Source organism: Acidovorax sp. LjRoot38, from assembly GCF_964252975.1.
GTDB lineage: Bacteria > Pseudomonadota > Gammaproteobacteria > Burkholderiales > Burkholderiaceae_C > Acidovorax > Acidovorax facilis.
Window position 1 is genome coordinate 74531 of record NZ_CAXUPT020000017.1, and the last position, 13554, is coordinate 88084.

Below are 13554 nucleotides of genomic sequence, written 5' to 3' on the forward strand. Positions count from 1 at the left end.
GGCCGATAGAGACAGACTGATATGACTACGCCATCTCCTATCCAACTTCCTGCTCCGGCACCGCTGCTCACCCGCAGCGGCTGGTCAGCCTTTATCGTGGCGCTCATCGTGGTGTGCGCCGTGGCGCCCGTACTCAATCTGTGGGTGCCCGCAGGCAGCGCTTTCCACCTCAGCGACTACGCCGTGGCGCTTCTAGGCAAGATCATGTGCTACGCCATCTGCGCACTCGCCATGGACTTGATCTGGGGCTACACCGGCATCCTGAGCCTGGGCCACGGCCTGTTCTTCGCTTTGGGTGGCTATGTGATGGGCATGTACCTCATGCGCCAGATCGGCCGCGACGGCAACTACAAGAGCGACCTGCCCGACTTCATGGTGTTCCTCGACTGGAAGGAGCTGCCCTGGCATTGGGCGTTGTCCGACAGCTTTGTGGCCACCTTAATCCTCATCGTGGCGGTGCCCGGCGTGATCGCGTTTGTGTTCGGCTACTTCGCGTTCCGCTCTCGCATCAAGGGTGTGTATTTCTCCATCATCACCCAGGCCATGACCTATGCGGCCATGCTGCTGTTCTTTCGCAACGAGACGGGCTTTGGCGGGAACAACGGCTTTACCGACTTCAAGCGCATTCTGGGCATGCCCCTGGCCACGCAGAACATGCGCATGACGCTGTTCGTGCTCACGGGCGTGACGTTGCTGGTGTTCTTCTTGCTGGCCCGCTGGCTGGTGCGCAGCAAGTTCGGCCGCGTGCTGCAGGCGGTGCGCGATGCCGAAACGCGCGTCATGTTCTCGGGCTACTCGCCGCTGCCCTACAAGCTCACCATCTGGACCATCAGCGCCATGATGTGCGGCGTGGCGGGCGCGCTGTATGTGCCCCAGGTCGGCATCATCAACCCCGGCGAGATGAGCGCCGCCAACTCCATCGAGATCGCGGTGTGGGCTGCAGTGGGTGGCCGCGCCACGCTGATCGGGCCCATCGTGGGGGCGTTCATCGTCAATGGTGCCAAGAGCTGGCTCACCGTGACGGCGCCAGAGTTCTGGCTGTACTTTCTGGGCGCGCTGTTCATCGCCGTCACGCTGCTCCTGCCCGATGGTGTGGTGGGCCTGGTGAAGAAGTTGAAGAAGAACAACAACAAGAAGACCGAAGGAGCCGCGCCATGACGCCTGATCTGATGGACGAAGGCGCGCGGCGCATTCAGGCCCGGCTGGCACCTGCTGCCCTGGGCCAGACCGAATCCGGTGGCCGCACTGCAGGCTTCTCGCGCATCGCCACGCCCGGCGAGGTGGATATCACCCACGGCCGCATCCTGTACCTGGAAGATGTGAACGTGAGCTTTGACGGCTTCAAAGCCATCAATAACCTGAGCCTGGACATCGCACCCGGCGAGCTGCGCTGCATCATCGGCCCCAATGGTGCGGGCAAGACGACGATGATGGACATCATCACCGGCAAGACGCGGCCGGACAGCGGCACGGTGTATTTCGGCTCGACCATCGACCTGCTGCGCCACAACGAGCCGGAGATCGCTAGCCTGGGGATCGGCCGCAAGTTTCAGAAGCCCACGGTGTTTGAGCAGCTCAGCGTGTTTGAAAACCTGGAACTGGCCTTGAAGACGCACAAGGGTGTGACGTCGAGCATGTTCTTCCGTCTCGATTCAGCGCAGTCGGACCGGCTGGCCGAGATCCTGCACACGATTCATCTGGCGGACAGCGTGGCGCGCATGGCGGGGAATCTGAGCCATGGGCAAAAGCAGTGGCTGGAGATTGGGATGCTGCTGATGCAGGACCCGAAGTTGTTGTTGCTGGATGAGCCGGTGGCGGGGATGACGGATGAGGAAACTGCGCGCACGGCGGAGCTGTTTTTGACACTCAAGGGCAAGCATTCGCTGATGGTGGTAGAGCACGACATGTCTTTCATTCGCACCATTTCGGAGATCGTGACGGTGTTGTGCGATGGGTCTGTGCTGGCGCAAGGGACGCTGGACCAGGTGCAGGCGGATGAGCGGGTGATTGAGGTTTATTTGGGGCGGTGATGGTGCTTTGCCGCTCTGGTTCCTTTGGTCTTGAGAACGTCCGCTATCCGTTCGGGCTGAGCTTGTCGAAGCCGGGGCTTGCGCGCTGGTTTGGGCGGTGTGCTTGTGTTGAGTGCGGAGGCCGGGTTGTCGCCCCGGCAGGCGACTCACTTTTCTTTGCTTCGCCAAAGAAAAGTAAGCAAAAGAAAGGCGACCCCCAGTCTGCGACCCCCACGCGGTGCGTGGGGGCAAACCTGCGTCGGGGCGGTTGCGGGGTGCGCCGTGGAACTCGCTTTGCGCCTGCGGCGCGCCGCTCGGACAACCACGGCGAGTCAGTTCACGAAGCATGGGCGCTTCGACGCCCATGCTACCCCCGCAACCGCCCCGACGCAGGCGCATCCAGCAGGGGGTGGACAGCCGAGCATCCGAACGGCCATACGGGCCATTGCTTCGCTAGGCCTCACCTCGCGGGCGCAAGCGCCACGCGCTGCGCAAATTGGGCCGAGCGAAGCAATGGCCCGAACGGATGTCCGCTCCCCGGGTTCCCTTCAGGATGCGCCGAGGAGCGCAGCGGCCAGCGGATCAGGGCTCGCGATTGTCTGAGCGCAACGAAGTGGAGCGAGTTCGAGCGAGACCCCGCTGGACGCGAGCACCGCAGGTTGCCCGCAGCGAAGCGAAGGGACGCAGCGTGTAGGGTCGCCTTCTCTTTGGTAACTTTCTCTTGGCGACGCAAGAGAAAGTTACTGCGCCGCCGGGCGCACCCCCCGGCTCCCGCCCTTGGCAAAGGCATGGGGATCGATCAGCGGAGGGCTTCGACAAGCTCAGCCCGAATGGGCAGGGGATGTCAATACTATAAAAACAATAGCTGCTTGCGCTTGAAGGAAAAGCGCCAGAGGCCAAAAACACTCAAAAATTCATCATGCTCACCGTCCAAAATATCAACCAGTACTACGGCGGCTCCCACATCCTGCGCGACGTGAGCCTCACCGCCCAGGCCGGCAAAGTCACCGTCCTCCTCGGCCGCAACGGTGTGGGCAAGACCACGCTACTCAAAAGCCTCATGGGCCTCGTCCCCATCAAAAGCGGGGGCATCACGTTCGACGGCAAACCCATCGACAAAACCACTCCCTACGACCGGGCGAGAGCAGGCATCGGCTTCGTCCCCCAAGGCCGCGAGATCTTCGGCCGCCTCACGGTAGAAGAAAACCTGCGCATGGGCCTGGCGTACAAAAGCGGCTCCACGCCCGTGCCCCCGCACCTGTATGAGCTGTTCCCCGTGCTTAAGCAGATGCTCAAGCGCCGGGGTGGTGACCTATCCGGCGGGCAACAGCAGCAGCTGGCCATCGCCCGTGCCCTGGCCCCCGGTCCGCGCCTGCTCATTCTGGACGAGCCCACCGAAGGCATCCAGCCCAGCATCATCAAGGACATCGGCCGCGTCATTCGCATGCTGGCAGACAAGGGTGAAATGGCTATCCTGCTGTGCGAGCAGTACTACGACTTTGCGCAGGAGCTGGCCGATGACTACCTGGTGATGGAGCGCGGCGAAGTGATTGCGCGCGGCCCGGGCAGCGAGATGGAAGCCAAGGGAATTCGCAATCTGGTCGCCATCTGAATGAAGGCGACAGACGTTCAGGCCTGCACCAGGCGGTTTTGTGAACCACGCCAGCGCGACACACTCTCCATGATCAGCACCGTACACAGAACCCAGGTGCCCGCCAGCAGCCAGCCCGCCAGCACATCGCTTGCGTAGTGCACCTGCAGCACCACGCGGCTCCAGCCAGTGGTGAAGGTGAGCGCGCCCGCTGCCAGCACCGCAGGCAGGTGCCAGGGCCTTGGCAGCAGGCGGGTGGCCAGGTAGGCCAGCATGGCGAAGGCCGCCATCGACGCGCTGCTGTGCCCGCTCGGAAAGCTGAAACCGTGGGCCTGTGCAATGCCATGTTCGTGTTCCGGCCGCACGCGTTCGAAAAGTTTTTTCAGGATCTTGGTCAGTGCACCATTGCCCGCCAGGGCCACCAGCCAACCGATGGCCAGTAGGCGGTGCTGGCACGCCCACAGCAGCACCGCCACCACCACGGTGCACGCGGCCAGCACCCACGAATCGCCCAGATGCGTTAGCACCGAAAACCACTGCAGCACGGCCGTGTCGGCGTGCGTGCGCAGTCCTTGCGCAATGGCATCGTCCAGCGTTCCCCAACGGCCGCCCTCGCTCCAGCTTTCGGCCAGTTCGGCCATCGTGGCGCCTGCCAGCACCAGTGCGAATGCGCTGGCTACCATGGCGGCCAGCACCACCCCATACGCCTGCGCGGGCAAAAACCTGCGCAGCGGCGGGCTGTGGTGCTGCGCGGTGCGCAAGCCGACCAAGGCCAGCGCGCCCACCAGGGCCGAGGCCAACATGCCTGCCACCCACCATTCCATCGGGTAGCGCGCCAGCAGCGCCCCCAGCGCGGCAAGGTCCATCGGGGTCGTGAGTGTCGCTATCGTCATCGGGTGCTGGTGGCTTTCTGCGTTTTGTTTTGGAAGTCAATATGAGGGAGCCGGGCGTTGTAACCGAGTTCCCTACACCCCGCCACAGCGAAGGTGTATGCCCCCTTGCCATGCGGCGTCTGTCGGCAAACTCTGACAGGGCAAGGGCGCAGCTGCTGGCTGCGGCAGGGGCGCGGCGGGGCGATCATTCAGGTCACCGCATTACACAATTCAGGATGGCTGCAGGGGGCTCCCGGGCACAATCCGTGCCCGACGCTCCAGGCGTTGCCTCCTGACGCAGCCGTCGAACCATGACCCCTTCCGAGCATCCCCATCCTGTCCGTCCCCACGGGCCCATCCACCTGGTGGTGCCCAAGCGCCCCGGGGCCGACCTGGACCTGCTGCGCGCCAAGCTGGAAGGCGTGCCCGCCTTGCAGGAGCACGACGTGGTCTGGCATGTGCCCGACCAGCGCGGCGACATCGTGCAGCTGGCGCGCGATGCCGCGCAGGCTGCGCTGGCCGATGGCGGGCTGGTGGTGGCGGCAGGGGGTGACGGCACCATCAACGCCGTGGCCTCGGCGGCGCTGCTGGCGGGGGTGCCACTGGGGGTGGTGCCCATGGGCACGTTCAACTACTTCAGCCGCGAACACGGCTTGGCGCTGGACCCCGAAACCGCCGTGCAAGACCTGCTGCAGGCGCTGCGCAACGGCGACCTGCGCCCGGTGCAGGTCGGTTTTGTCAACCGGCGCATGTTTGTGGTCAACGCCAGTGTGGGCCTGTACCCCAAGATGCTGGCCGACCGCGAAATGGCCTCGCGCCGCTTTGGTCGAAAGCGCTGGGTGGCCGTGGCGGCTGCGGTTTGGAGCATGTTCCGCCCCTCGGCGGGCCGCCGCTGGCGCGTAGTGATGAAGACCGACCGTGGTGCCCAGGCGCAGCAAGAGGAGCACCTGGTCACCACGCTGTTTGTGGGCAACAACCCTTTGCAGCTCGACCGCATGGGCCTGCCGCAGGCGCAAACCGTGGCCGACGGCGGCAAGCTGGCCGTGGTCATGCTCAAGCCCCAAGGCCGCTGGGCCATAGCGCGCACCGTGTGGAACGCGGCCACGGGGCAGCTGCACAAAGACAATGCCGTGGTCAGCATGGCCTGTACCGAGCTGACCGTCACCCCCGCCAGTTGGCGCCCACCGCAAGTCAAGCTGGCGTTTGATGGCGAGCGCGAATGGATGGTGCCGCCCCTCCATTTCCGCCTGAGCGAGCGCCCGCTGTGGCTGGTGGCGCCCACCACCTTGATGCGTGATGATGAGCAGGAGGGCGAGACCCAGGGTGCACCAGTTGCAGCGCCAGAGCCCGCGTCGGTGCCCGGTCTCATGCCTGCATGACATTGGCCTGAAAGCACCGATGACCGTTTTGATGCACCTCTCGGATCTGCACTTTGGTGCACACGATCCTGCGGTGTGTGCGGCGGCCCAACGGCTGGCGCAGCGGCTGGGCGTGGCGATGGTGGTGGTGTCCGGCGACCTTACGCAGCGCGCCACCGCCGTGCAGTTTGAGCAGGCCGCGCGTTTTGTCAAAGGCCTGCATGCCCGCTCTACCCTGGTGCTGGCGGGCAACCACGACCTGCCGCTGTTTGCCTGGTGGATGCGCTGGGGCCGCGCCTACGAGCGCTATGCCCACCAGTTCGGCATCGACCAGGAGCCCGTGCGGCAGATGGGCGCCTTTTATGTGGTGGGCGTGAACACCACCCGCGCCTGGCGGCACGAGCGGGGCAGCCTGTCGTCGGCGCAGATCGATCATGTGGCCATGCTGCTGGCGCGCGCCCCGCCAGATGCCTGGCGCATCGTGGCCAGCCACCACCCCCTGGTGTCCCGCGACGCCGCCGACCGCGCGCACCGGCCCCACCGGGCGGACGAAGCGTTGCAACGCTGGCGCGCGGCGGGTGCCCATATGCTGCTGTCAGGCCACGTGCATGAACCCAGCGTGTTGCAGCCCCTGCCGGGCCTGTGGGCCTGCCGCGCTGGCACGGCGGTATCGCACCGCCTGCGCCACGGCAGCCCCAACAGCCTGGTGGTGCTGACGGTAGAAGCCTCAGGCGCCGCCGTGGGGGGCTGGGCCCGCTATGCCGCGCGCTGGGATTACGACGAAGCGGCAGGGGAGTTTGTGTGTGTGCTGCGGCAGGCGGTGGGGGCGGAGTGAATCGTGGACCCGCGGAGGCCGGGAGCGGCGCTTGATAAAAAAGGGGCGCCCAAAGGCGCCCCAACCTTGGGACTCTCCGTAAACCTTTCTGAAAAACGGATCAAAACCGGTGGCGCACCCCCACCGCAAAGCCGGTGCCCTGTGCGCTGACTACAGACGGCGGCGCAGGCAGCGTGCGGGTCTGGGTGCTGTCGCGCATCACCATGGCGTACAGGTCCGTGCGCTTGGACAGGAAATAGTCGTACCCCAGGGTGAACACCTTGCGTTTCACGTTGCCGCCCGCCACCGTGGCGGGCACGGGGCCCACGGTGTCGCTGGTGCGGCGCACGGCGTAGCCTGCCAGCACGCGGCCTGCGCCCACGGGCATGGATGCACTGATGTCCCACACGCGGTATGACACGTTGAGCGGCGCAGCAGCCGTGCCTCGGTTGTCGATGCGGCCCAGGTGGGCGAACAGCTTGACCAGCTCGAAGTCGTACGACGCGGCCAACTGCCAGGCGCGGGTGTCGTTGGGCGAGGTGCCGTCGGCAAAGGTGCCGGGGTTCTTCTTCACGCTCTGCCACGCCAGCGATGCGGCCCATGGGCCTTGGGCATAGGCCAGCCGGGCCGCGCTGTTGCCGCCGCCCTGGCCTTCGGAGATGGCATGTGCCACCGAGGCATTGAAGCCCGCTATGTTGGGGCTGTCATACACCACCGAGTTGGCCCATGCCGTGCCACCCGTGAGCGGGCTGCCGATGAAGGTGACCAGGTTCAGGGGCCCCAGCACGGTGGAGTCGCCCAACGCGTTGGAGGTGATGGAGTTCAGGAACAGCAGCGATGTGACATTGCCCAGCCGCACGCGGCCCCAGTCGCGGTGCGACACGCCCACCCAGGCGGCGCGCGAGAACACGGGGTCGGCCGCCACATTCACCGGTGCGGGCAGCGCATCGTTGCGGCCGGTGGCGCCGGAGTCGTTGCGCACAAAAGACGACAGCTCAAACTGTGCCGACAGCCCGCCGCCCAGGTCTTCGGTGCCGCGCACGCCCCAGTGGCTGGTGGACATGCCGCCGCCGTCCAGTTTGGTCACGGCGCGGTCCTGCGCGTTGATGCCGGCGGCGGGGCCCGCAAAGCGGCCCACGGCGGCATCGACCAAGCCATACAGCTGCAGTCCGGGGCCGGATGCTGGCTGTGCCTGCGCGGCGAGGGTGGTGGCAGACAGGGCTGCAGCGGTGCCCAGGGCGCGTGTCCAGCGCCGACGGGCCCGAGGGCGGAAGAGGTGGTGCGTGGGGGAGGTGCGAGGTTTCATGGTGTCTTTCTATGGGTGAGGGGCAAGCGGTGGGCGAACCGGTCCACGGCGCAGCCAGGGCTGTTCCGAAAACGCAGTTCAACGGGGGAGGGGGTCAGCGCGTTGTGTGCGCCGAAAGCGGTGCGGCTAGGGTGCGCCGGTCTGGCGTGCCGATGCCCAGGGTGAGGCGGCAGCGCAGGGCCCCAGCCACCTGGGGTGGCGGTGGGCAGGGACCAGAAAGATGGGCGTGGCTGTGCCTGGCATGCGGCGCTCGCGCGGCAGTGCGGGTGGTAGGGGTGGGCGTGTCAGCGGTTCGGCGTCAGTGCACCGCGCCTTCACAGGCGCCACGCATGCCTTGCGCGATGAAACGCACCAGCAGTGGTCCGGCCGTGGCTTCGTCCCCGGGCTGGTTCTGGCCGTACGACAGGCGCTCGATGCGCTGGTCGTTCACATGGTGCAGCAGGGCCCCCAGTGCAAACTGGTAGCACCACGCGGCCTGGCTGCGCGTGGCCTGGGGCAGGGCGGCTGCAATGGCATCGATGAACGCATGGGCCAGCGGGTCGAACAGCTCGCGGATGATGGGCTCGTCTTCTTCCAGGTGGTCGTTCATGCCGCGCGACAGCAGCCGCAGAAAGTGGTGACCTGCAGGCTGGCTGGCCACCTCCAGCACGGGCAGCACGAAGGCCTTGACGATTTCGTCCAGAAGCTGACCGGGTGGGGCCGCCTGCTGGGCTTGGGCCAGTGACTGCAGCCGGACATCGATGTAGCCCGCATGCGCGCGAAAGATGGCGTGGTACAGCGACAGCTTGGGGCCGTAGTAGTAGCCCACCAGCGCCAGCGGCACACCGGCTTCGTCGGCAATGTCGCGGATCGACACGCCATGAAAACCGCGCGTGGCAAACAGCCGTTCGGCCGCCTGCAGGATGTTGGCCTGGCGATTGGGAGCCAGCGCTTCTTCGCTGGTGGCGCTGCGGGCCGCAGCACGCTTGCGCGCCGGGGCTTTCGCGGCAGGGGTGGCGGGCACGGTGGCCGCAGTCTGGGGGGTGGATCGGGATTTGGGCATAGGCTGGTTTATACGGTTGTATAAATATATTGAACACTCGTACAAACCCCAGTCGATTTGAATTTGTACGTTCGTATAATTTTTTCATGCCACCCGCTGCAGGCCCTGTCAGATCTGGCTTGCGGGGTGTCGCTGCAACTTCTATCCATTCCAACAGGAGACAGACACCATGTTCACCCGCCGCCGTTTCACCCAGCTTTCTGCCGCCCTGCTGCCCACCCTGGGCGGTGCTCCTGCCGCCTGGGCGCAGACCAGCAAAGATGCCATGCCCGACATGGCGCGCATCATCTCGGGCTTTCCGGCCGGGGGCACGGCCGATGCGCTGGCGCGCCGGGTGGGTGACCGCATGCGTGGACAGTACGCAGCGTCATTGGTGGTGGACAACAAGCCTGGCGCAGGCGGGCAGATCGGCATCCTCAACCTGCGAGACAGCCCGGCCGATGGCACCAGCCTGCTCATCACGCCGTCGTCCATGCTGTCCATTTACCCCTACACCTACCCCAAGCTGCGCTACACGCTGGACGATGTGGCGCCCGTGTCACTGGGCGCCATGTTCGACCACGGCCTGGCCGTGGGCCCCGGTGTGCCCGACAGCGTGCGCACGCTGGCCGACCTGCTGGACTGGATGCGCGCCAACCCCGGCAGCGCCAACTACGGCAGCCCCGGTGCGGGCTCCATGCCGCACATGGTGGGCGTGCTGCTGGGGCAGTTCAGCAAGATCGACATGCGCCATATCGCCTACCGGGGCACGGTGCCCGGCATGCAAGACCTGCTGGGCGGGCAGATCCCTGCGTTCTGGGGGCCGATTGGCGACTACCTGCAGCATGGCAAGGGCGGCAAGCTGCGCGTGCTGGCCATTGCGGGCAGCAAGCGCTCGCCGTTCCTGCCGCAGGTGCCCACGCTGACGGAGCTGGGCTACCCCCTCAAGGTCAGCGAGTGGTACGGCTTCTTTCTGCCCGGCAAGGCCACGCCCGAGACCATCAAGCGCGCATCCGATGCCCTGCAGGCCGCATTGAGCCAGCCCGAGGTGGTGGACTACGGAAAGCAGTACGGCCTGGAGGTCAAGCCCTCCACCGCCGCCCAGTTGGCGCAGATGCTCAAGGCCGATACCGACCAGTGGCGCGGCCTCATCAAGCAGACCGGCTTCACGGCCGAATCCTGATCGCCTTGTTTCGACCTTTCCACCCGACCCCGCCATGACCACCACGCTCGCCACACCTGCGCGCCGCATCGTCGATATCTCGATGCACCTTGAAAACGATGTTGTCTCCGACCCGCCGGGCCTGGGCCCGCGCATCCATTACATCGACCACCAGATGAGCTTTGCGGACCTGGCGCAGTTCTTTCCAGGCCTCCAGAAGGAAGACCTGCCCAACGGCGAATCCTGGGCGGTGGAGGACGTGCAGCTCAACACCCACAACGGCACCCACCTGGACGCGCCCTACCACTTTGCGTCCACCATGGATGGCGGGCAGCGCGCGCTGTCCATTGACGAGGTGGATCTGAACTGGTGCTTCCAGCCCGGCGTGAAGCTGGACTTTCGCCACCTGCCCGACGGCTACGTGGTGCAGGCCGCCGATGTAGAGGCCGAACTCGCCCGCATCGGCCACACGCTGCAGCCGCTGCAGATCGTGGTGGTCAACACCCGCGCTGGCAGCGCCTACGGCACGGCGGGCTACACGCGCGCGGGTTGCGGCATGGGCTACGAGGCCACCATGTACCTGCTGGAGCGCGGCGTGCGCCTGACCGGCACCGACGCCTGGAGCTGGGATGCTCCCTTTGCCTACACCGCGCAGCGCTATGCCGAAAGCGGCGACGCATCGCTGATCTGGGAGGGCCACAAGGCTGGGCGCGACATTGGCTACTGCCACCTCGAAAAACTGCACAACCTGGAGGCGCTGCCAGCCAGCGGCTTCTATATCTCGTGCTTTCCGGTCAAGGTGCGCGGCGCCTCGGCAGGCTGGACGCGGGCTGTGGCCATCTTCGACCCGGTGCTGCCGCTGCAGTCTGCGGCCGGAGTGGCGCCATGAAGCTTGCGACCTTGCGCAACGGCCTGCGCGATGGCCGCCTGGTGGTGGTGTCGACGGATGCGCGCCGTTGCATCGATGCCAGCCCCGTGGCCCCCACGCTGCTCGATGCCCTGGAGCGCTGGAGCGTGGTGGAGCCCGCGCTGCACGACCTGGCCCGCACCGTGAACGCGCCCGCAGCCCCGGGCGCCATGCCCTTTGATGCGCGCCAGTGTTTGGCACCGCTGCCACGCACCTGGCAGTGGCTGGACGGCTCAGCGTTCTTGAACCACGGCCACCTCATGGAGCGCGCGTTCAAGGTACCGCCGGTGGCCGACTTCGACACCATTCCGCTCATGTACCAGGGCGCAGCCGACGACTTTCTGGGCCCGCACGACGATGTGCCCCTGCCGTCCGAGGCCGACCAGATCGACTTTGAGGGCGAGTTTGGCGTGGTGCTCAGCGAAACCCCCCTGGGCGTCACCGCTGAAGAGGCGCTGCAGCATGTGCGCCTCATCGTGCTCATCAACGACTGGAGCCTGCGTGCCTTCGGCCCGCGCGAGGCCAAAAGCGGCTTCGGCTTTGTGCAGGCCAAGCCCTCCACCGCATTCGCGCCCATCGCCATCACGCCCGACGAACTGGGCGCAGCGTGGAACGGCGGCCGCGTGCACCTGCGGCTGCAGACGCAGCGCAACGGCGAATGGTTTGGCCACCCGCACGGCGGCGCCATGCACTTTGACTTCGGCCAGCTGATCGCCCATGCAGCGCGCACGCGCAGGCTGTCGGCAGGCACCCTGATTGGCTCGGGCACCGTGTCGAATGCGGATGTGGCCGTGGGCTCGTCCTGCATCGCCGAGCGCCGCATGGTCGAGGCGCTGGCCGACGGCGCGCCGCACACGCCGTTTCTGCGCTTTGGCGAGCGGGTGCGCATGGTGGCGCTGGACGGGCAGGGCCATCCCGGGCCGTTTGGCGTGATCGACCAGGTGGTGGTGCTGGGCGGCGCGGTGGGCCCCGGGCGGGTGAATACTTTAGATGCTATTATTTCGATAGCTATATAGGCTTGATGGTCGTGCGATAGAGGCCAAAAAACCTTGAATTTTTCGCTCCAGTCCATCGCGCCGTGGGGCCGCCGCCTCACCCTCCATCACCCGCAGCGCTGGGTCTTTCTCCCTCTCCCCTCGCGGGAGAGGGCTGGGGAGAGGGGGCGCTCTGGGGCTCGGTGCCCCCCTCTCCCCTGGCCCCCTCCCAGCAGGGGCGAGGGGGCATACTGATTCATCTTCCGCCGCGCAGCCCGGGGTGTTTTCACCGGTTGACCAGACGGTGGGCGGCGCCTATTCTGGCTGGCAGGGGTCGGTGATGCCCCCTATACCAACGAACTCCCCCACCTCCCCCGCGCCATGCACAAAGAATTCCACCACGATGCGGTGCGCCGCCTGCAGACGCTGATCGAGCGCGAGACCGGCACGCCGCTGCGCGAAGAAGCCCTCGCCGAGATGGCTGCCATCCTGCGCCAGGGCGACGGCCCGGAAGGTGCCGCCACCGATGACCGGTCTGTGGCCCCACGTGAGGTCACCATCCTGCTGGCCGACCTGCGCGGGTTCACCGCACTGTCGGGCTCGCAACCGGCGTCGGTGGTGATTGCGGCGCTCAACCGCTGCCTGGCGCGGTTGTCCGAAGTGGTGTTCAAGTACCAGGGCAGCATCGACAAGTTCATGGGCGACTCGATCATGGTGCTGTTCGGTGCGCCTGTGGCGCGCGACGACGATGTGGATCGCGCGCTGCTCTGCGCCGTGGAGATGCAGATGGCCATGCGCGAGCTGAACCTCGCCCACCTGCGCGAGCGGCTGCCCGAGGTCTTCCTGGGCATTGGCGTGAACACGGGCACGGTGATGGCGGGGCGTTTTGGCTCGGACGTGTATTCCGAATACACCGTGATCGGCGAGGCCGTCAACCTGGCCTCGCGCATCGAGGCGCTGAGCCTGCGTGGCCAGGTGCTCATCAGCGACACGACGTACCAGCGCTGCTGGGGTCTGGTGTCGGCGTCTGCCCCCATGCAGGTCTACGTCAAGGGCCGCACGCAGCCCGTGAGCCTGCGCGAGCTGATCGCCATCCCTTCGCAAAAGCTCAAGGTGCCGCGCCAGGAGTTTCGCCGCAGCCACCGTGTGGATGCGCGCCTGCCCTGCCTGTGCCAGCGCATGCAGGACAAGATCGTGGTGCCACACATCGTGCACGGAGCCATTCGCGACATCGGCTACCACGGCCTGCTGGTGGAGCTGATCGAGCCGCTGGAGCCGCACAGCGAGATCAAGCTGGAGTTTGAGCTGCCACTGGTGGACTACCGCGTGGCCGATGTGTATGCGCGGGTCATCACCCTCAAGCAGGAAGGCGACGAGTGGGTGGCCGGGCTGGAGTTCACCTCCATCAGTGCCGAATGCCACGCCAAGGTGCAGATGTTTGTGCAGCTGCTGGTGGCGCACTGAAAGCCCCGGCGCTGGCGTCTGGCCCGTTCATGGCTTGGGCTGTTTGGCGGGTCTCGCCCAGTTGGCAATGCTCACC

Annotated in this window: 12 protein-coding genes; 9 read left to right on the forward strand and 3 right to left on the reverse strand. The window is 66.2% G+C overall.

From position 1 onward, the window contains the following. The first annotated feature begins 21 nt into the window (after positions 1-21). The 3 genes from urtC to urtE all read left to right on the forward strand — a co-directional run bounded on the left by urtC (position 22) and on the right by urtE (position 3621). Positions 22-1158, forward strand: coding sequence for an urea ABC transporter permease subunit UrtC (urtC, locus tag ACSQ22_RS23170; protein ID WP_436131675.1), 1137 nt, complete (start codon positions 22-24; stop codon positions 1156-1158). After that, the gene (gene urtD, locus ACSQ22_RS23175) at positions 1155-2030 is read left to right on the forward strand and encodes an urea ABC transporter ATP-binding protein UrtD (RefSeq protein ID WP_218298650.1); all 876 of its coding nucleotides are present in this window, start codon (positions 1155-1157) and stop codon (positions 2028-2030) included. Before urtC ends, urtD begins: the two co-directional genes overlap by 4 nt. An 898-nt stretch (positions 2031-2928) precedes the next feature. Next, complete coding sequence (gene urtE, locus ACSQ22_RS23180; protein WP_055398987.1) at positions 2929-3621, forward strand: urea ABC transporter ATP-binding subunit UrtE; 693 nt, start codon at positions 2929-2931, stop codon at positions 3619-3621. A gap of 17 nt (positions 3622-3638) precedes the next feature. Here urtE and ACSQ22_RS23185 read toward each other — a convergent pair whose 3' ends face one another. After that, the gene (locus ACSQ22_RS23185) at positions 3639-4493 is read right to left on the reverse strand and encodes a phosphatase PAP2 family protein (RefSeq protein ID WP_436131676.1); all 855 of its coding nucleotides are present in this window, start codon (positions 4491-4493) and stop codon (positions 3639-3641) included. 290 nt (positions 4494-4783) lie between these two features. Here ACSQ22_RS23185 and ACSQ22_RS23190 point away from each other — a divergent pair, with 290 nt between their 5' ends. Together ACSQ22_RS23190 and ACSQ22_RS23195 are read left to right on the forward strand one after the other, a co-directional pair. Then, positions 4784-5851 (forward strand): diacylglycerol/lipid kinase family protein, encoded by a 1068-nt coding sequence (locus ACSQ22_RS23190; protein WP_228898646.1) that lies wholly within the window; start codon positions 4784-4786, stop codon positions 5849-5851. A gap of 19 nt (positions 5852-5870) precedes the next feature. After that, positions 5871-6665 (forward strand): metallophosphoesterase family protein, encoded by a 795-nt coding sequence (locus ACSQ22_RS23195; RefSeq protein WP_176888598.1) that lies wholly within the window; start codon positions 5871-5873, stop codon positions 6663-6665. 100 nt (positions 6666-6765) lie between these two features. On the opposite strand, the gene ACSQ22_RS23200 is transcribed toward ACSQ22_RS23195, so the two are convergent. Continuing rightward, the gene (locus tag ACSQ22_RS23200; RefSeq protein ID WP_436131677.1) at positions 6766-7950 is read right to left on the reverse strand and encodes a porin; all 1185 of its coding nucleotides are present in this window, start codon (positions 7948-7950) and stop codon (positions 6766-6768) included. A 298-nt stretch (positions 7951-8248) separates the two neighbouring features. Continuing rightward, complete coding sequence (locus tag ACSQ22_RS23205) at positions 8249-8992, reverse strand: TetR/AcrR family transcriptional regulator (RefSeq protein ID WP_436131678.1); 744 nt, start codon at positions 8990-8992, stop codon at positions 8249-8251. Positions 8993-9161: 169 nt separating this feature from the next. On the opposite strand from ACSQ22_RS23205, the gene ACSQ22_RS23210 reads away from it, so the two are divergent. The 4 genes from ACSQ22_RS23210 to ACSQ22_RS23225 all read left to right on the forward strand — a co-directional run bounded on the left by ACSQ22_RS23210 (position 9162) and on the right by ACSQ22_RS23225 (position 13478). Continuing rightward, a complete protein-coding gene (locus ACSQ22_RS23210) occupies positions 9162-10154 on the forward strand; it encodes a tripartite tricarboxylate transporter substrate-binding protein (protein WP_436131679.1) in 993 nt (330 codons plus the stop codon). Between the two features lie 34 nt (positions 10155-10188). After that, entirely contained in the window at positions 10189-11022 is an 834-nt protein-coding gene (locus ACSQ22_RS23215; RefSeq protein ID WP_436131680.1) for a cyclase family protein, read from the forward strand. After that, complete coding sequence (locus ACSQ22_RS23220) at positions 11019-12056, forward strand: fumarylacetoacetate hydrolase family protein (protein WP_436131681.1); 1038 nt, start codon at positions 11019-11021, stop codon at positions 12054-12056. Before ACSQ22_RS23215 ends, ACSQ22_RS23220 begins: the two co-directional genes overlap by 4 nt. Before the next feature lie 339 nt (positions 12057-12395). Continuing rightward, positions 12396-13478 carry an adenylate/guanylate cyclase domain-containing protein gene (locus ACSQ22_RS23225; RefSeq protein ID WP_436131682.1) on the forward strand — a complete coding sequence of 361 codons (1083 nt, stop codon included), beginning with the start codon at positions 12396-12398 and terminating at the stop codon, positions 13476-13478. Positions 13479-13554: the final 76 nt, after the last annotated feature.